At 46.0% G+C, this 26,947-nt stretch carries 18 protein-coding genes; 7 read left to right on the top strand and 11 right to left on the bottom strand.

Features of this window, described 5'->3' with window-relative positions:
* Positions 1–45 precede the first annotated feature (45 nt).
* Positions 46–1,275: a BaiN/RdsA family NAD(P)/FAD-dependent oxidoreductase gene (locus tag ACZIX4_RS08055; RefSeq protein ID WP_463335109.1), complete on the bottom strand. Its 1,230-nt coding sequence runs from the start codon at positions 1,273–1,275 to the stop codon at positions 46–48.
* A gap of 164 nt (positions 1,276–1,439) precedes the next feature.
* Here ACZIX4_RS08055 and ACZIX4_RS08050 point away from each other — a divergent pair, with 164 nt between their 5' ends.
* Complete coding sequence (locus ACZIX4_RS08050; protein ID WP_463335108.1) at positions 1,440–1,946, top strand: hypothetical protein; 507 nt, start codon at positions 1,440–1,442, stop codon at positions 1,944–1,946.
* Between the two features lies 1 nt (position 1,947).
* On the opposite strand, the gene ACZIX4_RS08045 is transcribed toward ACZIX4_RS08050, so the two are convergent.
* The 9 genes from ACZIX4_RS08045 to ACZIX4_RS08005 form a co-directional block, all read right to left on the bottom strand.
* Entirely contained in the window at positions 1,948–2,643 is a 696-nt protein-coding gene (locus tag ACZIX4_RS08045; RefSeq protein ID WP_463335107.1) for a glycerophosphodiester phosphodiesterase, read from the bottom strand.
* Between the two features lie 188 nt (positions 2,644–2,831).
* The gene (locus tag ACZIX4_RS08040; RefSeq protein ID WP_463335106.1) at positions 2,832–4,505 is read right to left on the bottom strand and encodes a T9SS type A sorting domain-containing protein; all 1,674 of its coding nucleotides are present in this window, start codon (positions 4,503–4,505) and stop codon (positions 2,832–2,834) included.
* 103 nt (positions 4,506–4,608) lie between these two features.
* Positions 4,609–6,060, bottom strand: coding sequence for an alpha-amylase family glycosyl hydrolase (locus tag ACZIX4_RS08035; protein WP_463335105.1), 1,452 nt, complete (start codon positions 6,058–6,060; stop codon positions 4,609–4,611).
* A 3-nt stretch (positions 6,061–6,063) separates the two neighbouring features.
* The gene (locus tag ACZIX4_RS08030; protein ID WP_463335104.1) at positions 6,064–6,378 is read right to left on the bottom strand and encodes a hypothetical protein; all 315 of its coding nucleotides are present in this window, start codon (positions 6,376–6,378) and stop codon (positions 6,064–6,066) included.
* A gap of 33 nt (positions 6,379–6,411) precedes the next feature.
* A complete protein-coding gene (locus ACZIX4_RS08025) occupies positions 6,412–8,250 on the bottom strand; it encodes a glycoside hydrolase family 13 protein (RefSeq protein ID WP_463335103.1) in 1,839 nt (612 codons plus the stop codon).
* Between the two features lie 121 nt (positions 8,251–8,371).
* Positions 8,372–10,681, bottom strand: coding sequence for a glycoside hydrolase family 65 protein (locus tag ACZIX4_RS08020; protein ID WP_463335102.1), 2,310 nt, complete (start codon positions 10,679–10,681; stop codon positions 8,372–8,374).
* Between the two features lie 11 nt (positions 10,682–10,692).
* Positions 10,693–11,349, bottom strand: coding sequence for a beta-phosphoglucomutase (pgmB, locus tag ACZIX4_RS08015; protein WP_463335101.1), 657 nt, complete (start codon positions 11,347–11,349; stop codon positions 10,693–10,695).
* A 46-nt stretch (positions 11,350–11,395) separates the two neighbouring features.
* Positions 11,396–12,766 carry an MFS transporter gene (locus tag ACZIX4_RS08010; RefSeq protein ID WP_463335100.1) on the bottom strand — a complete coding sequence of 457 codons (1,371 nt, stop codon included), beginning with the start codon at positions 12,764–12,766 and terminating at the stop codon, positions 11,396–11,398.
* A gap of 488 nt (positions 12,767–13,254) precedes the next feature.
* Positions 13,255–14,289: a LacI family DNA-binding transcriptional regulator gene (locus tag ACZIX4_RS08005; RefSeq protein WP_463335099.1), complete on the bottom strand. Its 1,035-nt coding sequence runs from the start codon at positions 14,287–14,289 to the stop codon at positions 13,255–13,257.
* 251 nt (positions 14,290–14,540) lie between these two features.
* Between ACZIX4_RS08005 and ACZIX4_RS08000 the strand changes: the two genes are divergently transcribed.
* From ACZIX4_RS08000 to ACZIX4_RS07975, 6 genes are all read left to right on the top strand, one after another.
* Entirely contained in the window at positions 14,541–17,507 is a 2,967-nt protein-coding gene (locus ACZIX4_RS08000) for a SusC/RagA family TonB-linked outer membrane protein (protein WP_463335098.1), read from the top strand.
* 17 nt (positions 17,508–17,524) lie between these two features.
* A complete protein-coding gene (locus tag ACZIX4_RS07995; RefSeq protein WP_463335097.1) occupies positions 17,525–19,111 on the top strand; it encodes a RagB/SusD family nutrient uptake outer membrane protein in 1,587 nt (528 codons plus the stop codon).
* 30 nt (positions 19,112–19,141) lie between these two features.
* Complete coding sequence (locus ACZIX4_RS07990; protein ID WP_463335096.1) at positions 19,142–20,251, top strand: SusE domain-containing protein; 1,110 nt, start codon at positions 19,142–19,144, stop codon at positions 20,249–20,251.
* Positions 20,252–20,310: 59 nt separating this feature from the next.
* On the top strand, positions 20,311–23,124 hold the full coding sequence (locus ACZIX4_RS07985; RefSeq protein ID WP_463335095.1) for an alpha-amylase family glycosyl hydrolase: 2,814 nt from the start codon (positions 20,311–20,313) through the stop codon (positions 23,122–23,124).
* 86 nt (positions 23,125–23,210) lie between these two features.
* The gene (locus tag ACZIX4_RS07980) at positions 23,211–25,640 is read left to right on the top strand and encodes an alpha-amylase family glycosyl hydrolase (protein WP_463335094.1); all 2,430 of its coding nucleotides are present in this window, start codon (positions 23,211–23,213) and stop codon (positions 25,638–25,640) included.
* A gap of 370 nt (positions 25,641–26,010) precedes the next feature.
* Positions 26,011–26,472: a hypothetical protein gene (locus ACZIX4_RS07975; RefSeq protein ID WP_463335093.1), complete on the top strand. Its 462-nt coding sequence runs from the start codon at positions 26,011–26,013 to the stop codon at positions 26,470–26,472.
* 11 nt (positions 26,473–26,483) lie between these two features.
* Here the strand turns inward: ACZIX4_RS07975 and ACZIX4_RS07970 are convergent, their stop codons facing one another.
* A complete protein-coding gene (locus tag ACZIX4_RS07970; RefSeq protein WP_463335092.1) occupies positions 26,484–26,906 on the bottom strand; it encodes a hypothetical protein in 423 nt (140 codons plus the stop codon).
* Between the last annotated feature and the right edge of the window lie 41 nt (positions 26,907–26,947).

Below are 26,947 nucleotides of genomic sequence, written 5' to 3'. Positions count from 1 at the left end.
ATTTCTCCCTACCGGTCGAAATGGAACAAAATAGGGATAGCCCTTTTATTTTTCAGGGAGGGTTATAATAGATTCGGCGGCAATAAAGCCTCCTGTCCATGCATTCTGAAAATTGAACCCCCCGGTAATAGCATCGATGTTTAAGATTTCACCGGCAAAGTAAAGCCCTTCGTGCAGCTTGCTTTGCATCGTTTTAAAGTTCACTTCGCGCAGGTCGATGCCCCCGGCAGTAACGAATTCTTCTTTAAATGTACTTTTACCGTTAACCGTATATTCACCCTGTACCAGTTCCGTGGCGAGCTTTTGTAACTGCTGTTTGCTAAGGTCGGCCCAGCGGGTTTCAGCGTTTATACCGGCTGTCCTGGTAAGGCTTTCCCATAAACGGTTCGGGAAATCAAACGGGCTTTTTTTGGACACAGTCTTCTTGGCATGTTCCAGTTTCAGTTCGCGCAGGGTTTCCTCACATTCCTCAAAAGTTACAGTGTGTAGCCAGTTCACCGAAATGGTAAACTTATACCCCTTATCAGCCAGCTCCCTTGCCCCCCATGCCGAAAGCCTGAGTATACCCGGCCCGCTCATACCCCAATGGGTTATAAGTAATGGCCCTGAAGCTTCAAGCTTACTGCCTTTCACCTTAACCTCAGCCAGCGCCGAAACACCCATAAGGTCTTTTATACGGGCATCTTTTATGTTAAAGGTAAACAGCGACGGCACCGGTGGCACTATGCTGTGCCCCAGCTCTTGCAGCATCTCCCACATTTTAGGGTTGCTGCCCGTAGCCATAACCAGGTTTAGCGCTATGTAGGTTTCATCCTGGGTTTGTATTTTCCAGTGGCCTGCATCAGCATGGTACAGCGATTGTATGCTCTGTACCGTAAGGATGTGTATGTTGTATTTTTTGGCTGCGGCCAAAAAACAATCGATTATGGTTTGTGATGAATCGGTAACGGGGAACATCCTGCCGTCTTCCTCTATCTTCAGTTCCACCCCGTGCCTTTCGAACCACTCTATGGTATCACCGCTGCAAAAACGGTTAAACGGGCCTTTCAGCTCGCGCTCGCCACGTGGGTAAAACTTCACCAACTCGTTCGGGATGAAACATGCATGCGTAACATTACACCTGCCCCCACCCGATACGCGCACCTTGCTGAGCACCTCCTTGCCACGTTCTATAATGGCTATTTTAAGGCGCGGGTTGCGCTCGGCTATGTTTATGGCGGTAAAAAACCCGGCGGCACCGCCCCCGGCTATTACTACGTCGTATTGCTTGCTCATATTCGGTCAGGGAAATCGTTGTTTGTGGCAAAGATAGATATTAATCCAGTTATGGAAATTGCAACCTGAATTACACGCCCACAAAGACCTTAATTATTGAAAATACCCATTTATAGGTATCTAATCAAAACAAAATCTATTTACATTTACACAAACAACCTATTATGAAACATTTACACTTACTTTTCTTAATTTTAATAACCACAAATATATCCTTTGCTCAAAAAGGAAGTACTCAAACCACACAACCTTACAGTATATCAAATATTAAATTAGGCATGTCTACAGATGAATTCTTTTCATTATATCCAAATAATCGCACATCAGATGAAACTCATAACTCCACACAGACAATTACTTATGATTCCTTAACAATAAATAATATAGAAGTGTTCATGGTGCTAGCCAAGTTTTATAAAAAAAATTTGATCCAAATTTCATTTAAAACTTTAGACCTTAAAATGCATGCAGGTCTTTCTGCAAAATATGGATACGATTATAATGGAGAAACACAAACCTTTATAGAAAATGAGAGTGTAACTATTGGAAATTTTGGAAAAAAGAATAATCGTTATGAACTATTTGAAGCTAAGTATAGTGATTCCGGGATAATGCAATTTATTATGCAAGATTTAAAAAATATGAAGTTATCAGAATCGGAAGGTTTTTAACTCATACCCTTTCAGGGAAATCAGTTATAATACTGTCTACACCCAGCGCTTTCATGCGGGCTATATCGGCAGGTTCGTTAACGGTCCAGGTATATATTTTGTAACCGGCTTCGCGGGCTTTGGTTACATTGCTTTCGGTAAGCAGGGTAAAGTTCGGGTGGAGTGCCACAGCATTAAACTCCTCTGCCCATTCCCATGCCTGGTGTACGCTGGCTTCGGTGAGCACCCCCAGCGGGACATTCGGGTTTAGCCTGCTCATAGCCTGTAACTCTTCATACTGGAAACTCGACACTATAAAATCGGTATACTTCCAGCTCTTTTCAGCAATATATTTTTCTATAGTATCACTTACCGGTAGCGCCGTGTGGCGGCCTTTCATTTCAATATTAAGCAGGCATTTTTTATTGATAACACCCATAACCTCATCAAGCGTAGGGATGCTATACCCGCCTTTAAGCTCCAGAGCCTTGAGTTCGGTCAGGGTCAGTTTCGCAACTTCGCCGGTACCGTTAGTAAGGCGGTCTACGGTAAAATCGTGGAATACCACAAGCTCCCCCGAAGCACACAAATGCACATCGAGCTCTATGCCGTGTACACCAAGCTCCAGCGCTTTAGCAAACGAAGCAAGGGTATTTTCGGTAACGTGGCCTTTGGCACCGCGATGGCCTATATTCAGCATAGGGTTACTTTTTGGCAAAGATAGTCTTTTCAGGTTTAGCCGCGAATTACACAAATTTGACTAATTCTTTTGTCGAAATTTTCAATTCTGTTGATTGGCTATTTGTGAAAATTCGGGCAATTCGTGGCTAAGCTATATAGCAAAAAGCCCCGCCAATGGCGGGGCTCAGAAAAAAACTATCACTAAAAAAACGCTAATAAAGATTCTTAGTTTTTCACTACCCTGATTACGGTAGCGCCTGTAGCAGTGCTTACTTTGGCAAAGTATACACCTGTAGCCAGGCCGTTTGCATTTACAGCTGCCTGTGCTGCGTTAACCGTTTGGTTAGCCACAATTTTACCTGTAACATCAGTAATGGTTATGCTGTTTATAGCACCGTTAGCACCAGCAAAATTCCATGCAGTGTTACTTGGGTTAGGATATACCACTATGTTGTTTTTAACCACTGTGGTTACACCGGCTGTGGTAGTAAAGGTATACTGGCCTGCAATACGGTCGAACATTACATCGTAAGTACCGGCCATTGTATTAATGTTAGAGCCATCCTGTACAGCAGTATCCCCTGCAAACACAGTACCTCCCCAGCTTACACCCCAGGCGTGGTTCTGGCGGAATTTCACTTCATTGGCAGTCATCACCACACCGCTTTTGCTGTAGTAGTTACCATCTTCGGTATCAAGGTCGATATCCACAGTCCAGTCGGCAGCTACGGCAGTACCCACAAGGCTTACAATTGTTGGGCTAAAGGCATAATCGCCTGTATCGCCGTTCAGGGTAATATTGTAGTTTCCTGTAGGGATAGCTATAGTAGTACCCTCTGTAGCGGTACCTGAAGGGAAATCACCACCCCACTGGCCTACGCTGTTAATAGAAAGCGCATAAGAGCCTTCGTTTATGGCAACAGCTTCCGCCGTATAGGTAACCCCATCAGTGGTAGAGAAGGTTGCGTTAAACCCTTCACCTTCCAGGGTAAGTGCGGGGTAAGAACCGGCCGTAGTGAAACTGTATTCCCCTGTAAGGCGGTTAAACATAATATCGTATTCACCGGCTACTACCGGTATATTATCACCGTTTAATGTACCGTTACCCGTAGGAAAATCAGCACCGCCCCAGTTGATATCCCAGTTATGGTTCTGGCGGAATTTAGCCTCACCTGTAACCAGCGTAACTTCAAAAGCAAAGTAGTATATACCATCACCTGTAAACAGGTCGATGTCTATAGCCCAGTCCGGGTCTACTGCCGAACCTACGAGGCTTATCGTAGGGAAGCCAAAACTATATTCCCAGGTATCGTGTTCAAAAGACACATTATACACCCCGGCTGGAACTGTAATGGTTCCGGCTTCTACACCAACACCCGAAGGGAAATCAGTATTACCTACCCATACCGAATTGTTAACATTAAAGTAATAGGTGCCTTCAGCAAGCGTTAGGTTTTCAGCCGTGTATGATTCTCCATCACCGGTAGAAAGCGTATAAATGGCTCCCCCACCTACAAGAGTTATCGTATCATACGTTACACCCGCCGGAGTAAATGCATAAGCGCCCGTGGTACGGTTAAAGGTTACATCCCAGGTACCGTTTGTAGCAGGGATATTAGCCCCGTTTTGAGTCGCTGTACCTGTAGGGAAGCCGGCCGTACCCCAGTTTACTGTCCATGCATGGTCCTGGCGGAATTTTATACCCGGGTCAGCATCAGGAACTGTTACTTCAAGCCCGCTGTAGGTGTAGTTAACACCATCGGCTGTAGCCATATCATAATCACCGTTCCAGCCCAGTGCGGTAGAGCCGCCGGTGATACTTACAAGCGGATATTCATCCGCAAACATTGTGGCAGTAGCCATGAAAGCCACTACCAGCATTAGTAATTTTCTCATCATAAAATTCGTGTATTAAAAAGAGGTTAAATGGTTAAAGAAAACGTTATAGTAAATATAGTCAAAAAAAGCCCCATCCACTTCGGTTTGGGGCTAATTCTTTATGCTATTTGGTTAATATCCAGTACTCCCACGGCTTTGCAGACCATTTTTGGCCTTCGCCAAATTTTACCTGCTCACCGGTTAAATAGTTGGTATACACACCCACTACCGGAACTGTAAAATCCACCGGCTGGTTTGTAAGGTTTGCTATGTAATATACCACACCATCGTTGCTTTTACGGGCAAATGCAAGTACCTTAGTATCATCGCTTGTGGTAAGCCTTGCATAAGGCGCTGCCTCTTTAGCTCCGGCAAGCGCAGTATTGGTATTTTTCAGTTTGCCCAGCTTCTCATAAAAGGCAAACATCTTATCGTTATCATGCGAAATAAGGTCTTTCTCGAAGAATTTAAGGCGTGGCTTGCTGCCGTATTCCTGGCCTGTGTAGATAAGCGGCATACCCGGCATTACATACGTTAGCGCGGCAAAGGTTTGTGCGGCTTCGCTCATACGCTCGTACTCGCTGCCGTGCCATGCGTTTTCGTCATGGTTGCTGGTGAAGTTCATAAAGTAGTCGTCCCTATTATACTTTGCAGCAAACTCCTCTATAAACTTATCCCAGTCGGCTACGGTTTTCTTGCCCTGTGCAATGTCGTTCATCAGGTGGTGTGCCACCCAGCCGTACCCCATATCAAACGAGTTTTTCAGCAGGTAGTCCTTGTCGCTTTCCATCAGCATGAAAATCGGCTTTTCCTTACGGAGCTGCGGCACTGCCCAGTCCCAAAAGTCCTGTGGCACGTTATCGGCTACATCACAACGGAAACCGTCGATGTTTTGCTTTTTAATCCAGTACATCATTTCGTTCTTCATCGGCTCGTATACCTTTTTATTGGTATACTCCAGCTTGGCCACATCGGTCCAGCCCCAAGGCTTACCTGTAGTAGGATCTATAGGGTCGGTAACCTCGCCTTTGGCATTGTGCTGGTAATATTCCGGATGTTCTTTTATCCACTTGTGGTCCCAGCCCGTGTGGTTTGCCACCCAGTCCAGTATCACATACATGCCATTGGCATGCGCGGTATTCACCAGCTTTTTAAAATCGGCCTCGGTACCCAAATCCGGGTTGATGGCCGTATAATCTGTAATGGCGTACCAGCTGCCCAGGTATTTTTTCTTCTCTTTCGGGTCTTTAATATCCTCAATAGATAAATCGCCTGTAGCTTTACGGCGCTTCATGGAAATCGGGTATACCGGCATCAGCCAAAGCACCTTTACACCGAGCTGTTTCAGTTTCGGGATGTCTTTAGTAAAGGCATTAAACGTACCCTCAGGCGAGTAGTTCCTTATGTTGGCCTCGTAGATTACCGACTGTTCCAAAACAGCATCACTTATGGGTGCTATTTGTGGCGCTGTGGTTGTGGCAACCGGCTTTTTACCTTTCGCAGCCGCTTTTTTCACCTGGGCTGTACCAATGGTAAAGGCACTAAGTGCAAGGGCGGTTATGATTATTTTTTTCATCTTTTATTTTTTTTGAATCCACAAACAAAAGTCCTTATCCAGGTTGATTTTAAACCTCCCTGTTTTCAGCAAATCCTTTATCGTATCATCATTACTTAATATCCTGTCTAAATCTCTTGCTACGGCATAGCCTCCAAGGTTGTTAATGACACTGCCATTTTCATACTGAAGGTTAAAAGAATATTTCTTCCGGCTTCCGGCTGAATCAAAATCTACAGGATTTAACTGGATAAACGGCCTCGCATCAGGGTCAAGCAACTTATCCATTATCATTTTCTTTTTAGCATCCCATAAATCAAGATATCTTCCTGCTCTCATATACTACTATCTGAAATTTACGCCAAAAAACACCTACTTCAATTCCAGCACCAACACTGATTTCGGTTCTATAGTAATGTCTTTGGTCACATCAACCGACTTGCCTGTAATTACATCGGTACCGTTTTTAAAGTTCTTGATGCCTTCGGCAAAGCGTGCTGTCTTAAACGTACGGCTTTCGGCAGCGTTGTTTACCACTACCATAACCGTTTCCTTGTCGTTATAGCGGAAGTACACATACACATTGTTATCGGGCAGGTAGTGCATGGTTTTACCATTATGGATAACATCCTTGCCTTTCCTCCAGCTAAATAGTTTTGATGTAAAATCAAAATACTGCTGCTGCTCTGCCGTACGGCCTGCCTTGGTAAAGGCATTGTTGCTGTCGCCTTTCCAGCCACCCGGGAAATCATGGCGTATGTCGCCATCGCCTTTACCCTTGTCGCCTGCCATACCTATTTCAGACCCGTAGTACAACTGCGGAATACCCCTTACGGTAGCCACTATAGCCATAGCCATCTGGTACTTTTTAAAGTCGCCCTTATAGTTCTGGTTGATGCGGTTGGTATCGTGGTTTTCGGCAAATACCAATATACTGTTGATGTTAGGGTACAGGAAGTCGTTTGTAAAGTTGTTGTACACCTTCTGTACGCCGTTATCCCAACCCGAATTATCTTCGTTAAACGTCCATTGCAGCGCATCGTACAATGAAAAGTCCATTACACTTGGCAGGTACGAGTTGAAGCTCTCAATAGCCCCAATCTTACTGTCCTTTTGCCAATAGGCCATGTGGGCAGGGTTCTGCATCCATACCTCACCTACTATGTTAAAGTATGGGTACTCATCGGTAATGGCCTTCGTCCATTTAGAGATGCCTTCCTTATCATTATAACTATACGTATCCACACGGAAACCATCCAGGTCGGCATATTCTATCCACCAAATGGCATTTTGCGTAAGGTATTTCAACACCAACGGATTGCTCTGGTTCAGGTCGGGCATAGAAGGAACAAACCAACCATCCACACACTGCCTTTTATCCGTTTTAGAGGCGTTAACATCAAACTGCGTAGTCATACGATAGTTGCTCTGCGAGTACCCCGGGAACTGGTGCACCCATTCGTACGTAGGTAAATCCTTGTACATCCAGTGCTCTGCGCCCCAGTGATTGGTAACGTAGTCCAGTACCAGCTTCATCTTGCGTTTTTTCAGCTCCTTACCCAGGCGAAGGTAGTCCTCATTAGTACCATAGCGCGGGTCTATCTTGTACACATCGCTTTGTCCGTAGCCGTGGTAGCTGCCACGCGGGTCGTTATCTTCGCACAGTGGCGTTGCCCAAACTGCCGTAGCACCAAGTTCCTGAATGTAATCCAAGTGGTCTATAATACCCTGAATGTCGCCACCGTGACGCCCGTTCAGGTTTTCGCGGTTGGCTTTTTCGTTGGTATCCTTGGTTGAATCGTTATTCGCATTACCATTGGCAAAACGGTCGGGCATCAGCAGGTACATCATATCTGCCGAGGTATAACTCTCACGTGTAGCCGAGCCTTCCCTGCGTTGTTTCAGGTCGTACTTTTGGGTAAAAGCCACTTTATTTTTATCGTTTTTAAACGAAAAGGTAAGCTGCTTCGCCGGAACGTTCTTAGTGTCTATGGTTACAAACACATAGTTAGGGTTCTCGGTTTTTACCACATTGGTAACCACCACCCCGTCTGACACCTCGGGTTTGTACTGGGCAATGTTTTTGCCATAGAACATCACCTGTAGTTCCGGGTTGTGCATGCCGCTCCACCAAAACGGCGGTTCGGTTTTTTCTACCTGTGCGAAGGCTGCGCTTCCGCTTAAAAGTAATATGTACAGTAATTTTTTCATTGTTGTTGTTTGTTCTGCTGCAAGGTTTTAAAAACCTTGTAGCTATTACTTACTTTGAAGTTGAAACTTCAGGTATTATTAAAACCTACAAGGTTTTAGAAACCTTGCAGGTTATAGGAAACTATACAGTAACCAACTCATTAGGCTTCACGGCAACCGTAGTACCGTTTACCACCACGTTCAGTTCGTTGTTGCCCTCAAGGGTAAAGTGCGTAGCATCGGCCTGAACCGAAACCTTAAGCACCTGCCCGCGGAAGTTTATCTTAAACGAATAGCCGTTCCATTGCGCAGGGATCTTCGGTTCAAAGTGCAGGGTATCGTTTTTAACACGCATACCACCGAAGCCTTCTACAATACTCATCCACGTACCCGCCATACTGGTTATGTGCAGGCCTTCCTCTACCTCTTTGTTATAGTCGTCAAGATCCAGGCGCGACGTCCTTAAATAGAACGTATATGCCTGCTCCATCCTGCCCAGTACCGCAGCCTGTATGCTGTGTACACATGGTGAAAGGCTACTTTCGTGTACCGTTAGCGGCTCGTAAAAGTCGAAATGCCTTTCAAGGGCTTCCTTGCTAAAGTGGTCTTCAAAGAAATAGAAGCCCTGTAGCACATCGGCCTGCTTAATGTATGGCGAACGCAGTATCCTGTCCCAACTCCACTTCTGGTTGATAGGGCGTTGGCTGCGGTCCAGCTGGCTAACCGGTACAAGCTCCTTATCAAGGAAACCGTCCTGTTGCAGGTACACGCCGTGCTCTTCGCTGTAAGGGAAGTACATGCCGCCGGCAACCTCTTTCCAAGAGGCAAGTTCTTCGGCATCCAGTTTTACTATGTCCATAATACGGGCATAGTCTGCCGGGTAATCTGCCTTAACCACATTCAGTTGTTCCGCCGCGTAGCGTATACACCACTGGGCAATGTAGTTAGTATAGAAGTTATTGTTAATGTTGTTTTCGTATTCGTTCGGGCCGGTAACACCAAGTATCATGTACTTGTTTTTGTGCGACGAGAACGTAGCCCTCTGGTGCCAGAAACGCGCGATACCGATAAGCACTTCAAGTCCTTTTTCAGGGATGTAGCTGTAATCGCCGGTAAAGCGGTAGTAGTTGTAAATGGCAAAGGCTATGGCGCCATTACGGTGGATTTCCTCAAAGGTGATTTCCCACTCGTTGTGGCATTCTTCACCGTTCATGGTAACCATAGGGTACAGTGCCGCCCCGTTTTTAAAGCCAAGCTTTTCGGCGTTCTCTATAGCCTTGCCCAGCTGCACGTGCCTGTAGGTAAGCAGGTTTCGTGCTACCTGCTGGTCTTTGGTAGCCATATAGAACGGTATGCAGTACGCTTCGGTATCCCAATAAGTCGACCCTCCGTATTTTTCTCCGGTAAAGCCTTTCGGGCCAATGTTCAGACGGGCATCTTTACCAAGATACGTTTGGTTCAGCTGGAAGATGTTGAAACGGATACCCTGCTGCGCCTTAACGTCGCCATCTATGGTAATATCTGCCATTTCCCAAATGCCTGCCCAAGCCTGTTTCTGCTCTTCAAGAAGCGCGTCATACCCTTTGGCTTTCGCCGAAGTAATTACGGCTTTTGCAGCGTTTACAAGTTGGTCTTCGGCATGGTTAAGCGTTACGGTATACCCACCGAATTTCACGATACTTACGGTATCGTTTTGGTTGGCTTCCACAGTATAGGTAAACTGCACTTTGCTGTCGGTTGCTTCCGCAGATACAGGCAGTATTTGCAGGTCGTTACCATTCAGGAATATGCTGTTGTGCATATAGGTAGCCGCACCAAACTTGGTTTTGAACGTACGTGCAGTCACAAACGCCTCATTAGCCTCATGGTGCACACCGGTAGGTTCCCAGAAGGTTTCCTCCCAGTTGGCATCCATGTTTTTTACACCCGCATCTACGTACGGTTTGTAGGTGATTACCGCGGCGCGGTTTAGTGGGGTAACCTCATATTTTATAACGCCCAGTTCGTCTTCCGTTACCGAAAGGAAGCGTTTTACATTCACTTTTATCTCCGTGCCGTTTTGCAGCACTGCTTCAAACGAGCGGCTGTACCAACCCTCTTTCATGTTTAGCTCACGGCGGAAGTTGTTTACCACGCTGCATTTTGCCAAATCAAGAGCTTCGCCGTTAACTTCCACGTCTATACCTATCCAGTTTGGTGCGTTAAGCACTTTGGCAAAATACTCCGGGTAGCCGTTTTTCCACCAGCCCACCTTGGTTTTGTCTGGGTAGTATACGCCTGCTATGTAGCTTCCCTGAAAGGTATGCCCACTGTAATGTTCTTCAAAATTGGCACGCTGACCCATGGCGCCGTTACCGATGCTGAAAAGGCTCTCGGACGAACGTACCCTCTCTGCATCAAATCCTTCTTCAATTACCGACCAATTGTCCGGCAGTATATAATCCTGGTTCATTGTGTATTGTCTTAATCGTTTGTAAGGTTTTCTAAGAAATGTGTGTTGATTTCGGCAAAAGCGCCAAAGTTGTAATCTGCACCCTGTAATATGGCAGGGTCGCCTATGCTTACGCTGGTCATGCCGCCTATATTGGCCGCCTCTACCCCAGCCATGGAATCTTCAAAAACAATGCTGTCGGCAGGTGTTTTGCCCAGCAGTTCAGCCGCACGCAGGAATACCTCCGGGTCGGGCTTGGCATTGGTCACGTCGTTACCGTCTACAATCGCATCGAAATAATGCAGTATTCCTACCTTTTCCAGTATCGGGCGGGCATTTTTACTTGCCGAACCTAATGATATTAACTGGTTATTGGCTTTAAGCCAATCCAGTACAGGTAGTACACCGTCAAGGATTTCATCGGCCTGCATGGCGTTTATATAGTTCAGGTAATCGGTATTTTTTTCGGCAAGCCAACTTTCTTTATCGGCATCGGTAGCCTGGATGTCACCCAGGCCAAGGATGATTTCAAGCGAGCGTACACGGCTTACGCCTTTCAGTAGTTCGTTATGTTCGTGAGTAAAATCGATGCCCAGGCGGTTGGCAATTTTTTTCCACGCCAGGTAGTGGTACTTGGCTGTATCTACAATTACGCCGTCCAGGTCGAATATGAATGCTTTCTGTTTCATTTGGGTTTTAGAAATATTCAGGGGAAAATATCCCTTTAATGGTTGTTTAGATTTTTACAGGGGTTTCCTCGGTGTCTTTAACACGGGTTACGAAGAAAGCCGCAATGATGAATGAGATACCACTGGCTACAAGAGCATACACAGCATTGCCGCCGTACAGGTACTTAACCATAGGGCCGCCGATAATAGCATTTACAATTTGGGGGATTACTACAAAGAAGTTGAATATCCCCATGTAAACACCCATTTTTTTAGGAGGTATGGCACCCGAAAGAATGGCATACGGTGTTGCAAGTATACTGGCCCATGCCACACCTACACCTACCATGGAAAGAATAAGCCAGTCAGGATTTGGGACAAAGTATACCGAAACCAACCCAATGCCGCCAATGATAAGTGCATAGAAATGGGTTTTCTTACGGCCTATTTTATGCGCTATGGCCGGAATGAACAACGCGATAATAGCTGAAACAGCATTGTACACGCCAAAGATGATGCCTACCCAGTCGCCTGCCTTATTATACAGGGCAGTTTCCGCAGGGGTAAATTCGCTAAGTTCTTTTAGCGGTGTACCGTACAGGTGGTGTGCTATGGCCGGGGTGGTAAACACCCACATACCAAACAACCCAAACCATGAAAAGAACTGCACCCAGCTGAGCTGGCGCATGGTTTGTGGCATTTTGGCAAAATCAGTGAAGATATCTTTAATGGAATGACTTTCATCCATTGGCTCAACCCCTTCGCCGGTTGCCGCTTCAAAAGCTGCCATTTGTTCCGGTGAATATTCTTTAGTAGTAAGAATGGTAAGCAGTACGGCGCCTACAAGGCACACGGCACCAATGATAAACGAAAGGATAAGGTGGTACGGTACCCCGCCTTCGGTAGCCGCATCTGACACGCCAAACCAGTTAGTTAGCGCATACGGCAGCCACGAGCCTATAACGGCGCCAAAGCCTATAAGGGCGGTTTGTACGCTGAAGCCCAGTGTACGCTGGTCAGCAGGAAGTATATCGGCCACCAGTGCACGGAAGGGTTCCATGGCCACGTTAAACGAGGCATCCATGATCATAAGGAAACCTGCCCCTACCCACAGCGCGGGCATAATGGCAGTAAGCGCACCCGCCTGCGGCATACATACCAAACCAAGGGCAGCTAATAACGAACCTGCAAGGAAATACGGTTTCCTGCGCCCGAAACGTGTCCAGGTGCGGTCGCTGTAATGCCCTATAATAGGCTGTACTATAAGCCCCATTAATGGCGGGATAATCCAAAACCAGGAAAGGGTGTGCACATCTGCACCAAAAATCTGGAGGATACGGCTGGCATTTGCATTTTGTAATGCAAACCCCATTTGGATTCCCAGGTAACCGAAGCTTAAGCCCCAGATTTCCCAGAAACCTAATTTACGCTTTTCCATTATCGTAATTTAATGATTATTAATACGATAAGCGCGTAGCTTATCAAAACTTATTTTTGTGAAGTGATATTATAAGCTTTGATAATCAGTACAAATATAGAAGTTTTTTAATTGGTTGGTTCACAGGGGGTAAAAAAAAATCCGGCGCATGGGCCGGAATCGTATTTTTTAACCTGTTGTTTTAAAGCATTTTATACTAAACTACAAGGTTGTCGTAGTTTTTTTGGTTATGCGGTGATTTGTTTATTCGGTTATTCGAAAGAAGTGGATTTGTGGATGCGTTAATATGTTAATTTGAAAAACCCACTTCTGATAGCATTTACTTCGTCTCTGCGTGTTCTTCCATGTTGACCGGAGCGCAGCGGAGTGGAAACATCTCTTCTTATTCCGACATAAAGCATCTTAGTTAGAGATTCCTCAACTCCGCTGCGCTGCGTTCGGAATGGAAAACCGTACGGGTAAGCAGCTACAAACTATAAACCACAAACCTAATTCGTGCTTTCGCGGACTACAAGGTGGGTTTCTATGAGTTCGGTGCGGTAGTGTTCCGGTTCGGCTTCTTCCTCTTCTGTCTCCTCAGCTTCCAGCCTGTCAATGAGCAGCTTAGCGGCACGACCTCCCATAACTTCACCATTCTGGCTTACGGTAGTAATGCTCGGGCTGCTGAACTGTGATATAATACCATCGGTAAACCCTATTACCGATAAATCTTCGGGTATACGGATGCCCATTTTTGTAGCCAGTTTTATGGCAGTAACAGCAAAGAGTTCATTTACGGCAAATATGGCATCGGGGCGGTTATCGCGTAGCAGGGCCTCTATTTTGCTGGCACAACCTTCTATGTCTTCAATCTTTACAATCAGGTTTTCATCTATGGCTATATCGTGGTCACTCAGCGCATTAACATAACCATCGGTACGCAGGCGGCCAACACTTACATAATCTACCGTGGTGATGAGCCCTACCCTTTTAAACTCTTTATTGATAAAGAAATCTACTGCTTCGTAGGCAGCCAACTGGTCGTCTATGATTACCTTATCACACAGCACATCATTGGTTACACGGTCAAACATTACCACGGGCATCCCCTGGTTTATTACCTCCTGTATATGGTGGAAGTCGCGCTTTTGCTGGGTTTCCTTACTAAGTGCCATGATAAAGCCGTCGGTACTGCCGGTAGCCAGCATTTCCATGTTGATTACCTCCTTATCAAACGATTCGTTGCTAAGGCACACAATTACGTTATACCCGTTGTCATTTGCCACCTGTTCTATACCGCTGATTACCGTAGCGAAAAAGTGGTGCACAATTTCGGGAATGATGATACCTATGGTCTTGGTTTTCTTATTCTTAAGGCTCAGGGCAATGTTATTGGGCTTATAATTATAAAGTTTTGCAAAAGCCTGCACCTTTAAGCGGGTATCTTCACTAATTTCAGGGCTGTTTCTCAGCGATTTAGAAACAGTACTTATAGACACATCCAGCTCTTTGGCAATCTGTTTCAGGGTAACCTGTCTTTTCATCGGTTTTATGGTGTTGTTAATCGATTAGCAACTTATTTATTATTTTAAAAATAAAGATAGTCATTAATTTTAATAATGGCAAAATCAGGCTGTTTTACGCCCCCATTTATCGAAAGTTTTCAACACGACAACGTTGTAGTAGGGGGTATTCAGCGAAAACGTTTTTTTGATAACCACCTTTTAGATAATTTTAACCTTCGAAGTGATTTTATAAGCTATTTAAAAACGCAAATTTAACCTAAACAACTTGTATGAAAACTATGTATCAGAAGTTTTTATTATTATTGCTGATGGTGCCTTTCGGGCTTTTGGCGCAGACCAAAACCCTTACAGGAACCGTACGCGATAATGCCTCCGGACAGCCTTTACCCGGAGTAAATATTATAGTAGAGGGAACACAAAACGGCACTTCGACAGACATGGACGGTAAGTATACACTACCTAACGTGGCAAACGGCAGCAAAATTGTGTTCAGCTTTATAGGATATGCGTCGCAGACGGTAGCCTACACAGGCCAGGCTAATGTAGACATAACCCTTAGCGAAGATGCTACCCAGCTAAAAGAGGTAGTAGTTATAGGTTATGGTACTACAACTAAAAAGAACAACTCTGCAGCGGTAACTACCGTAAAAGCAGAACAATTCCAGAAAGGACCTATTGTAGGTGCAGAGCAGCTTATACAGGGCCGCGTATCGGGTGTGCAGGTAACCACCGGTGGTGGTGAGCCGGGCAGCGGATCTTTGGTACGTATAAGGAGTGGTGCATCACTTAACGCTAACAGCGACCCTCTATATGTGATAGACGGTGTTGCTGTAGAAATAGGTGGCGGTGGTGCTATAGGCGGCAGGAACCCTCTTGCAGCCATTAACCAAAATGACATAGAGAGCATTACCGTGCTTAAAGATGCTGCTGCAACGGCCATTTACGGTTCGCGTGCCAGTAACGGTGTGGTAATAGTTACTACCAAAAAAGGTAAGGCCGGCGATATGAAAATCAACTACACCGGTAACTTCCAAACCTACCAGGTAGGTAAAACTGTAGATGTGCTTAGCGCCAACCAGTACAGGGAATTTGTAACCCAAAACGGAACCAACTCCAGTGGTGTAAACCCTTATGTAGATTGGCTTGGCAACGCTAATACCGACTGGCAGAAAAAAATTTACCGCACGGCCTTCGGTACAGACCATAACGTATCGGCACAGGGCGGTAACGAAAATATTGTATACAGGGCTTCTATGGGCTATACCAATATGAACGGCCTCCTGAAAACCGATAACTTCCAGAGGACTACTGTAGGCGCTAACGTTACAGGTAACTTCTTTGACAGGCACCTTAAAGTGGAGCTGAACAACAAAACATCGGTAATGTATAACGTATATGCCGATAAAGGCGCTATAGGTAACGCAGTGTCGTTTGACCCTACACAGGCTGTACGTAATGCAGATGGCAGCTTCTATCAGTGGACACAGGCAAACGGCGAGTTTCAAACCAATGCTAGCCGCAACCCGGTAGCCATGCTGGAGCAAAAACACAACTACGGTAATTCATTCCGCAGCATCGGCAATGCACAGGTAGATTATAAAATTCACGGTTGGGAAGACATGAAGCTGATAGCTAACTTAGGTTATGACTACTCTTCGGGCCGTACCTATGGTAACAATGATACAAACTACGGTGTTACAACTGAAGCTGGCGATACCTACGAAAACGACCAGGACAACAACATACAGGTAATGGACCTTTACTTTAACTATGTTAAATATTTAGAGTCTATTAAAACCAACATAGATGTTACCGGCGGTTATAACTACCAGAACTTTAAATATGTAGGTGGCAGCAGCAGCTTCGACTACCAGAACCAGCTCGTTACCAACACAAACCCGTACACTGAAGTGCTTAACCTGCAATCGTTCTTCGGAAGGGCGCAGTTTACCATAGCAGACAAGTATATCCTTTACGGATCATTCAGGACAGACGGCTCATCACGCTTTACCAAAGAAAACCGTTGGGGTTATTTCCCTGCCGCTTCTGCTGCATGGAAAATTAAGGAAGAAAGCTTCCTGAAAGACAGCAAAATCGTGAGCGACCTTAAACTACGCGCCAGCTGGGGTATTACCGGCCAGCAAGATACCGGCGACCGATACCCATCGGTACCGCTATATACTGTTGCTACATTTACAGCAGGATACCAAATGGGCTATGATGTTGCCGGCAACCCTACCTACATAATCCCTACTTCTCCAAGAGCATACAACAGCAACCTGAAGTGGGAAGAAACTACTACAGTAAACTTTGGTGCTGATTTCGGTTTCTTTAACGATCGTGTAACCGGTAGCGTAGAATATTACCAGCGCGATACCAAAGACCTTATTGTAAATGCACCAAACCCACAGGGTGTAAACTTTTCTAACGAAGCCAAATACAACATTGGTAACATGAAAAACAAAGGTTTTGAGCTTATGGTAGATTTTTACCCTGTTAAAACCGACAATATTACCTGGAGGGTAGGCGGAAACTTTACATGGCAAAACTCTGAAATCACCCAGCTTACAAACCAAAGTGTACCTAATTTCCAAGGGTACAACTTAGGAGGTATAAGCGGTGGTGTAGGTACTAACATACAAAACAACCAAACAGGTTACTGGCCAAACTCTTTCTATGTATACGAGCAGGCTTATGATGCCGATGGCAATGCACTGGAAGGCGTTTATGTAGACCGTAACAACGACGGGCTTATAAACGACCAGGACAGGTACCGTTTCCACAAGCCGCAAGCTGACATTTTCTACGGCTTCAACACAGACTTTAGCATAGGCAACTGGTGGTTTTCCAGCAGCTTCCGTGGCACACTGGGTAACTACAACTACAACAACGTATTCTCTAATACCGGTAACTATGCCACAGGTTTACCTACAAACGGTAGCTACCTGAACAACATGCACAGCAATGCGCTTACTACAAACTTTGCAGGGCCACAATACCTTAGCGACTACTACGTACAAAACGCTTCGTTCCTGAGGTGGGATAACGTAACGCTGGGTTATACCTTTAAAAATGTGTTTAAAGAAGGCAGCACTATGCAGGTAACAGGCGCCGTACAAAACGTACTTGTTATTACAGGCTACAACGGTATAGACCCTGAAATTTCGGGAGGTATAGACAACAACTTTTACCCAAGGCCACGTGTATATACCCTGGGCCTTAACGTGAACTTCTAAAAAAATTGAAAAAGAATATGAAAAATTTAAACATAAAACTTTTAACAGGGCTTTTTATAGCGTCTTTATCGCTTACTTCCTGCTTAAATGACCTGGACCAGTCTAACCCGGCCAGTGTGGGCCTGCCTACGGTAGACGAGTTGTACAGCGACCCGGCTGCCTACAAGCAGTCACTGGCTAAGCTATACGCCGGTTTTGCTACCACAGGCCAGCAAGGCCCTGCGGGTTCGCCTGATATTTCGGGTATAGATGAGGGTTTCAGCCAGTACATAAGGGGACTTTGGTACATGCAGGAACTTACTACAGATGAGGCTGTAATAGGCTGGAACGACCAGACTATTAAGGATTTCCATTACCAGACATGGTCGTCTAACGACAACTTTATCAACGCTACCTGGAGCCGCCTTGACTTTGAGATTAAAAACTGTAACGAATTCCTTAGGCAGACTACCGATGCGAAGCTTGACTCTCGCGGTGTAGATGCTGCTACAAGGGCTGACATACAGGTATACCGTGCCGAGGCACGTTTCCTAAGAGCGCTGAGCTACTGGCATTTCCTCGACTTCTTCGGCGGACGTGTAGGTTTGGTTACTGAAGATGACCCTACTACGTACTTCCTTCCGGAGCAGGCTACAGCACAGGAACTGTATGACTTTATAGATGCAGAACTTACTGCAATAGATGCCGACCTTAAAGCTCCGCGTACTAACGAGTACCCAAGGGCAGACAAAGCAGCTGCATGGATGCTTAAAGCAAAATTGTACATGAACGCACAAGTGTATACCGGTACTGCCAAATACACTGAGGCTTTAACGGTGCTTGAAAGCATCATAGGTGCAGGCTACCAGCTTCATACTGATTATGATGAGCTGTTTTTAGCAGACAACGATACAAACGGTGCACAAAACGAAGTAATCTTCGCTGTGGCTTTTGACGGTATTAATACCCAAACCTATGGTGGTACCACGTTCTTAACCCATGCCCCTGTAGGCGGCAGCATGAACGTAGCCGAATTTGGCATCAGCGGTGGCTGGGGCGGTGTGCGCACTACGGCTGCATTTGTAGGCAAGTTTGAAACCGGAACACCAGATGACCGTTCTAACTTCCACACTGCGGGCCAGTCGCTTGCCATTTCAGACATCAGCAACTTTGCCGATGGTTATGCCATTAAAAAATGGAAAAACACCAATGCAGACGGCACCCCGGGTTCTGATGCTTCAGGAAGCTTTGCCGATACTGATTTTCCTATGTTCAGGCTTGCCGATGCGTACCTTATGTATGCTGAGTGTGCCGTAAGGACAGGCCAGCACATTACCGAAGGTGTAGGCTATGTAAACCAGGTAAGGACACGTTCATTTGCCGGTACAGTAACCGCTATAGACCTTAACTTCCTGCTGGATGAAAGGGCACGCGAACTATACTGGGAAGGCCACCGCAGGACCGACCTTATACGCTTCGGCAAATTTACAGGCGGCTCGTACCTATGGCCTTGGAAGGGTAATACACCTAACGGTAGCCCTACCCCAAGCTTCAGGAACGTTTTCCCGATACCTGCCAATGCTATGTCGGCAAACCCACTGCTAACCCAAAACCCTGGCTATTAATAACTCAAAAAAATTGTAACGTAAAAACACATGAAAACTCTAAGAAACTCTATAATAGCGATATGCGCAATATTTGCGGTATCTTGTGACCTTGACGATGTAGAAAACAGGCCGGTAGTTGCTGCTGACGGCGAAATTACACTTTCGGCACCGGAAGACGGTAACACCTATGTACTAAGCCCTGACCAGATGGACATGCTTGCCGAAAGGTTTGTATGGAGCGAAGGTAACTTTGGCGAAGGCATAATACCTCACTACGATATTGAGATAGACTATGCAGGCCAAAGCTTTGATACTCCTGTAGTAGTAGCCAGTACTAACGGTACTACCCAGGTAGCTATATCTCAAAACGTACTGAATACTGCGCTACTTGCACTTGGTGCAACACCATTTGAAAACGGCACTTTTGATGTAAGGATTAAAGGTTATGTAGACACTATAATGATGTATAGTAACACTGTAGAAATAAACGTAACCCCTTACACTACCGAAACCCCTCGCCTTTGGGTACCGGGTGGCTATCAGTCTACCAGCGGCTACGGCAACAACTGGACTCAGGCTACTGCACCGCAGCTTAAAGCTACAGGCTATGGCGACACACACTTTGAAGGCTATATGTACATAGCTAACGACCAGCTTGAAAGCAACACAGATACAGACAACGGCCTTAAATTTACCAGCCAGGCTAACTGGGACGGTACTAACTACGGCCTTGGCACTACAGCAGGTACTATAAGCACTGCTGGCGGAAACTTCTTCCCTATTGCGGGTTACTACCTTGTAAAAGTAAACACAGACCCAGAGGTACTTTCTTACGAAATGACCAGCACCCAGTGGGGTGTGGTAGGTAACGCTACACCGGGCGGATGGGATAACAGCACCCCGATGACCTATGACCCTGCAACTAAAAAATGGACTGTAACTGTAGCCCTTACTGCACAAACTGCTCCTGATAACGGATGGAAATTCCGCGCTAACAATGCATGGACACTAAACCTGGGCGATGTTGTTGCCAATGCAGGTGACGGTACACTTAAATATGATGGTTCTAACATTGGCGTAGCTACTGCCGGTACTTACAAGATTACTCTTGACCTAAGCAACCCAAGGGCGTACACCTACACTGTAGAGCTTCAGTAAATATAACCTAAGGAAAAGGGGCTGGCATTGCCGGCCCTTTTTTTCATAAAACTGTGATGATGAAAAAAATTACGCTTCTATTTCTTTTACTGTTAAGCACGGCGGGTTTTGCACAGGTATCTACCACTCCTAACCCGGGCATCCCTACAGAAGCCATGACGCTTAACTTTAATAAGGCAGGCACAGGCCTTGCCGGCTACAGCGGCACCATATATGCCCACATAGGCCTTACCGTAGATGGTACGCAATGGGAAAATGTTATAGGCTCGTGGGGTAACAACACTACCCAACCGGCACTTACATCTGCCGGGGGTACTAACTACACCCTGAACCTTGGCCCTGATTTGTATACATATTTTGGCGTGCCTGCTACAAGCACCATTACACAGATATGTGTAGTGTTCAGGGCAGCAACAGGCTCACCACAAACCGATGACTATTTTGTAAATGTAGGCGCATTCCAGGTAACGTTGAACAGCCCTGCGGCTAACTCGGTAACGATTATCAATTCAGGCTCAAGCCTTAGCATCGGCGCTACAAACAGTGGTGGCAATGCTAGCTACAACCTTTTGGCAAACGGCACCGGCATTAACACTAACGCATCTACATCAAGCTACAGCTATACGCATACTAACATTACGGCTAACACCCACTATGAGCTTGTGGCAACTTTGGGCAGTAATGTTATTACCAAAGAATTTGACGTCATGGTAAACCCGGGCGTTATCAGTGAGGCTATGCCTGCCGGTAACCGCGACGGTATTAACTACGACACTACAGATAATACCAAAGCCATACTGGTGCTTAACGCGCCGGGCAAAGACTTTGTATACGTAGCCGGTAGCTTTAATAGCTACAATCCCGGTACGGCCCACGCCATGAAGAAAGACCCTGTATCGGGCAAATTCTGGCTGCAGCTTACCGGCCTTACGGCAAACCAGGTGTACACCTACCAGTACTGGGTAGTAGACCAAACACCTATAGCAAATACACAATCACTTGTAAAAGTGGCCGACCCGTTCTCTACACTGGTGCTGTCGCCTAACGATGACCAGTACATTACAGCTGAAGTATACCCTAACCTTCCGGCATACCCGGACGGGCAGGCATATGATGTATCGGTACTGCAAACAGGGCAACAGCCTTACAACTGGCAGGTAACTGATTTCGTTCGCCCTGCAAAGGAAAACCTTATTGTATACGAAGCCCTGATCAGGGATTTTGGCAGCGATAAAACATGGAACGGCCTTGCCGAGCAGATCAACTACTTTAAAGGATTAGCCGTTAACGCCATAGAGCTTATGCCGGTTATGGAATTTGAAGGCAACATATCTTGGGGTTACAACACTGCATTCCACATGGCGCCCGATAAGGCCTACGGAACCCCCGAAAGCATGAAGGCATTTATAGACCTGTGTCACCAGAACGGCATAGCTGTAATACTGGATGTGGCGCTAAACCACGTGTATGGCCGTTCGCCTCTTGCACGCATGTGGTGTACCGATGCCGATGCCGATGGTTTTGGCGATGCTTCAACCGAAAACCCATACTGCAACGTTTCGGCTAAGCATGCCTACAGCGTGGGTACCGACCTTAACCACAGCAACCTGCTTACACAGTACTATGTGCAGCGCACCGTAGAACACTGGATGACCGAGTATAACATAGACGGTTTCCGCTGGGACCTTACCAAAGGCTTTACGCAAAACTGTACTTCGGGTGACGAAACCTGTACCAACAACTACCAGGCCGACCGCGTAGCCATACTGAAACAGTATGCCGACTACCAGTGGGATATAGACCCTGATTTTTATGTAATATTTGAACACCTGGGCGTAGGCGGAAGCGCTAACGAAGAGGTAGAATGGGCTAACTATAAGGTGAGCGAAGGCAAAGGCATAATGCCCTGGGCCAAGTTTACCGGGCAGTACAACCAGCTGAGCATGGGCTACGGCGAAGGCAGTAACTTTAACGCTATGGACTTTGAAGTACGCGGCTACACCGCACCAAGGGTTATGGGCTATGCCGAAAGCCATGATGAGGAAAGGCTTATGTACAAAAACCTGCTTTACGGTGCTTCATTAGGCAGTTACGACGTAAAAAACCTTGCCACGGCACTGGAAAGGCAAAAAGCCATAGGTGCAGTATTGTTTACCATACCGGGTCCTAAAATGCTATGGCAGTTTGGCGAGCTTGGCTACGACTACGGCATCAACTATTGCGAAAACGGCACCTACAGCGATGGCTGCCGTACTAATCCTAAGCCGATACCGTCTGAGATTAATTATACAACAAATGCTTCGCGCACGGCGATATACGATGTGTGGTCGCAGATTATAGACATGAGACTGCACAACGAGGTGTTTAACACCACTACGTTTACCATAGCATCGGGTACGCTTACACCAAGGATAGACATCTGGAACAACAACCTTACCGAAAACGACCTTAAAGCGGTGATAGTACTGGCTAACTTTACTACAGGGAACCAGACTGTAAACACATCGTTTTCTATAAGTGGCGACTGGTACAATCTGATGGACGACACCACCATAAGCAGCACGGTAGCTACCGTTACCCTGCAGCCGGGTGAGTTCAGGATATACGGCAACAAGCCTGCTAACCTGGGCACCGGAGTGGTAAAAACCCCATTGGCAGTACTGTACCCTAACCCGGCTACAAACAGCTTCTACCTAAGCACACCGGTAAACCATGCCGAAGTGTATGCCCTTACCGGCCAGCTGGTAAAAAGCTACGGCGCTAATACTAACGGCAGCGGCTTTGATATAAGCAGCCTTAGTAAAGGGATTTACCTTGTTAAGGTAACCGATACCACCAACCGCACCAGTACTATGAAACTCGTAAAAGAATAATAGTTTTTGTGTTAGTTAAATAAGTTTAAGTTAGGCAAAGGGCTTCCTTTTTTACAAGGGAGCCTTTTGTTATAAATCCACAATTAATGAAGAAGAAGGCATTTCCCCAAAACATTTTTATTGCCCTGATGCTGTTGCTTACCGGCTTTGGCTACAGCCAAACCACCAGTGTGCAGTTTCAGGTAAACATGAATTACCAGGTAACCCTGGGCAACTTTAACCCTGCCACACAAACCGTAGATATTGCAGGTACGTTTAACAGCTGGGGCAGCCCGGTAAGCGTACTTAGCGATACCGACGGCGACGGTATATACACCACAACCCTAACCCTTACCGTAGGTACCAACTACCAGTTTAAAACCCGCATAAACGCACAGTGGAACGGCACCGAGGAATTTTCAGGTGGCGGGCCAAACCGTAGCTATACCGCTGTGGCAAACGGCGTGGTAAGCTATTGGTACAACGACCAGCTTCCTCCGGATATGGTAGATGTAAACTTCAGTTCGTCGGTGCTTATAGCACAGCCTGGGCAAAGCGTACAGTTTACCGATGCTTCTGCCGGTGAGCCTGTATCATGGCAATGGTCGTTCCCCGGAGGAACACCTGCTACCTCTACCGAGCAAAACCCGCAGGTAGGCTATGCTGCTGAGGGCAACTACAGCGTAACCCTTACCATAACCAATGCAGATGGCGAATCGGCTACGGAAACTTTTGCCGATTTTATCCGCGTTGATGCCATGCAGACACACTGGTGGAACGATCGCGTGTTTTACGAAATATTTGTACGCAGCTTTAAAGACAGCAACAACGACGGTAAAGGTGACATACAGGGGCTCATCAGCAAGCTGGACTACCTGAACGACGGCGACCCGAATACGACTACCGACCTTGGTGTAACCGGTATATGGCTGATGCCGATAATGCCTTCTCCAAGCTACCACGGTTATGATATTACAAACTATCTTGGCATAGAAGAAGATTACGGCACCGCTGCCGATTTTACCGAACTGATTAATGCCTGCCACGCACGCGGCATTAAGGTAATTATAGATATGGTGATAAATCATACCAGCAGCCAGCACCCGTGGTTTGTGGCCTCGGCTTCGAGCACTACAAACGATAAGCGCGACTGGTACATTTGGAACGACACCAATCCCGGCACCGAAGGGCCGTTTGACGTTTACCCATGGAACCTGCTGAACGGCGATTACTACTACGGTGCGTTTTACAGCGGCATGCCCGACCTTAACTACTATAACCCAGAGGTGCATACCGAAATGGAAAACATAGCATCATACTGGCTTACCGATATGAATGTAGACGGTTTCAGGCTGGATGCCGTACGCTATCTGTACGAAAGCCCTGGTGTGGTAGAAGACGACCCGCAAACCATAACCTACTGGCAGCAATACCGCCAGTACTATAAATCAATAAAGCCCGATGCTTTTGCCGTAGGTGAGGCCTGGGATATTACAGCTACAGCAAAACAATACACAAACAACAACGGACTGGATTATTGTTTTGAATTTGAGTTGGCCGACAGCATCATCAATGGGCTTAACGGTACCAGCGCTGCCGACCTTTACAGCCAAATGAATGAGGTAATGACCAGCTATCCGTTCCAGCAATGGGGTACGTTCCTTACCAACCATGACGGAGACCGTACCATGAGCCGCCTGGGCAGCATCCCCGAAAAAGGAAGGGCTGCCGCTACCCTGCTGCTTACCCTGCCGGGTATACCTTATATATATTATGGAGAGGAAATAGGTATGACGGGTGCAAAACCCGACGAAAACATACGTACCCCTATGCAGTGGAGCAACACATCGGGTGCAGGCTTTACCGGCGCTAACCCTTGGTACGCCATTAACATAGACTACCCTTCAAGAAATGTGGCTACACAACAGTCCAACAGTACTTCGCTTTGGAACCACTACCGTAACCTTATAGCACTTCGTAACAGTGAGGTAGCGCTAAGGCAGGGTACTTACCTGCCGGTGACCAGCAACAACGAGGGTATTTATGCCTTTATCCGCCAGTACCAAAACCAGAACATACTGGTTGTAGTAAACCTGAACAGCAGCACCGTAACCGATGCCACGCTTACACTGGCTAACGGCAACATTACAGCAGGCAACTATACCATGACCGAATTGCTGGGTGGCAGCAGCCTTGATGTAACTGTTACTGCTAACGGTGGTTTTGCCGGACTGAACCCGGGCAGCCTTACTACAAAAGGCTTCAAGATTTACAAGTTGACCGGTACCCTGGGTACTGACACAGTAAACAAAAACAGTGTAGTGCTGTACCCTAACCCTGCCGTAACAAGCTTCAGGGTTAATGTGGCAGCCGCTACCATAGAAATATACAATACCGCAGGCCAGAAGGTGAAAACCAAAAACAATGTAGCCGAAGGTGAAGCTGTAGACATTGCTTCACTTGCCAAAGGCATGTACGTTGTAAAAGTAACCGGCACAAACGGCCGCAAACAGACGATAAAACTTCTGAAACAATAGTTTGGGTTAAATAATTGTTTCAACCACGAGGGGCTTCCGATAACGGGAGCCCCTTATTTTTTGTTCAGCATAAATTAGTAACACAGAGACACGCAGAGCGAGCGCAGAGATTCACTGAGATTAATGGTTAAGCTACATTGAGGCTGCGCTTTCAGCGCGAGAACTCAAAGTCGGGTGAAGGTTAACCTATATCTTCAGCGGCCTCACACCGAAGGTGCAATCTTTTTTCTTTGAGTATCTCTGCGCTCGCTCTGCGTGTCTCTGTGTTACAAAACCTCCACAACCACAAAACTTATTTTTGTTAGGGTAATGCTAAACCATTGGCACGAAAAATCCTACCACGCTATCTTTACAAAAATGACGGTTGAATATGAAAAAGCTACTGATACTACTCCCCTTGGCATTGTTGTTTGTAACGTGCAAAAGCAAAACTGCCGCTAAGGCCGACCCGAAGGACTACATTATATATAGTGACAACTTTAAAGGCGCTACCGATGCACAAAAGAACACCTTCCTGAAAGGGCTGGATGCTACGGATGAAAACTACTCGGTGCTGATGCTTACCAAAAACTTTATAGGTGCAGAGATTACGGTGACAACGGGCGGCAAACAGATGTATAAGGGTTACCCTATTTCAGATAAAAAAGGGGGACTGGCAGAAACCATACGCATCAGCAATACTGCCGACACTGAAGTGTACGACTCCTATACCAAACAAAAAATGGTACTGGAACAAAAGGACACCAAAAAGCACAAGTTTATATACATGGCGCGCAGTGGCGCTAAACAGGTACCTTTTAAGGTGATGTACAGCAATAAGCTGAGGAAGTAAATCGCTTACATTTAATCATTAGCATAGAGGCTATCAAGATATTTTTTCACTTCCTCAGCATATATAATAATTACAGTATCTTTTTTTATGATGTGAAAATCATTCCTGTTTTTTACTTTATAAATAGAATCCCCCACACTTATTTTATCCCACATAGGCTGAATTGGATAATATTTACGGCGGTAAACTCGAAAAAAAGGATCATTCCTGTTTGCAGAGTCCAATGCTTTTTCATTTACCACGCCAATTATTTCTTCTTTTTTAAAATTGTCAACGAATTGCTCAATCATTTTTGGCTCACTGCTCATGTACATCACATAAAAGAAGAATGGAACGATAAACACAACAAAACAGATGGCTTTCACTTCAGCACGCTCAAAAAACGGCTCCTTTTCTGTATTATCTAAAAAATTGATTGGCATCGGTTTTTTCACAAAGTTAGAAAACAAAACAATTCTAATTGCAGCAAATACAT

Source organism: Flavobacterium niveum (assembly GCF_055231775.1).
This window is presented reverse-complemented; position numbering and strand designations above follow the sequence as displayed.

What these genes read in the sequence shown, in the direction of transcription:
- ACZIX4_RS08020 (WP_463335102.1), bottom strand. Translation starts at nt 10,681, where the DNA reads ATGAACCAGGATTATATACTGCCGGACAATTGGTCGGTAATTGAAGAA.
- ACZIX4_RS08025 (WP_463335103.1), bottom strand. Translation starts at nt 8,250, where the DNA reads ATGAAAAAATTACTGTACATATTACTTTTAAGCGGAAGCGCAGCCTTC.
- ACZIX4_RS08050 (WP_463335108.1), top strand. Translation starts at nt 1,440, where the DNA reads ATGAAACATTTACACTTACTTTTCTTAATTTTAATAACCACAAATATA.
- ACZIX4_RS08040 (WP_463335106.1), bottom strand. Translation starts at nt 4,505, where the DNA reads ATGATGAGAAAATTACTAATGCTGGTAGTGGCTTTCATGGCTACTGCC.
- ACZIX4_RS08010 (WP_463335100.1), bottom strand. Translation starts at nt 12,766, where the DNA reads ATGGAAAAGCGTAAATTAGGTTTCTGGGAAATCTGGGGCTTAAGCTTC.
- ACZIX4_RS08055 (WP_463335109.1), bottom strand. Translation starts at nt 1,275, where the DNA reads ATGAGCAAGCAATACGACGTAGTAATAGCCGGGGGCGGTGCCGCCGGG.
- ACZIX4_RS07990 (WP_463335096.1), top strand. Translation starts at nt 19,142, where the DNA reads ATGAAAACTCTAAGAAACTCTATAATAGCGATATGCGCAATATTTGCG.
- ACZIX4_RS08035 (WP_463335105.1), bottom strand. Translation starts at nt 6,060, where the DNA reads ATGAAAAAAATAATCATAACCGCCCTTGCACTTAGTGCCTTTACCATT.
- ACZIX4_RS08030 (WP_463335104.1), bottom strand. Translation starts at nt 6,378, where the DNA reads ATGAGAGCAGGAAGATATCTTGATTTATGGGATGCTAAAAAGAAAATG.
- ACZIX4_RS08000 (WP_463335098.1), top strand. Translation starts at nt 14,541, where the DNA reads ATGAAAACTATGTATCAGAAGTTTTTATTATTATTGCTGATGGTGCCT.
- ACZIX4_RS07985 (WP_463335095.1), top strand. Translation starts at nt 20,311, where the DNA reads ATGAAAAAAATTACGCTTCTATTTCTTTTACTGTTAAGCACGGCGGGT.
- ACZIX4_RS07975 (WP_463335093.1), top strand. Translation starts at nt 26,011, where the DNA reads ATGAAAAAGCTACTGATACTACTCCCCTTGGCATTGTTGTTTGTAACG.
- pgmB (WP_463335101.1), bottom strand. Translation starts at nt 11,349, where the DNA reads ATGAAACAGAAAGCATTCATATTCGACCTGGACGGCGTAATTGTAGAT.
- ACZIX4_RS08005 (WP_463335099.1), bottom strand. Translation starts at nt 14,289, where the DNA reads ATGAAAAGACAGGTTACCCTGAAACAGATTGCCAAAGAGCTGGATGTG.
- ACZIX4_RS07995 (WP_463335097.1), top strand. Translation starts at nt 17,525, where the DNA reads ATGAAAAATTTAAACATAAAACTTTTAACAGGGCTTTTTATAGCGTCT.
- ACZIX4_RS07980 (WP_463335094.1), top strand. Translation starts at nt 23,211, where the DNA reads ATGAAGAAGAAGGCATTTCCCCAAAACATTTTTATTGCCCTGATGCTG.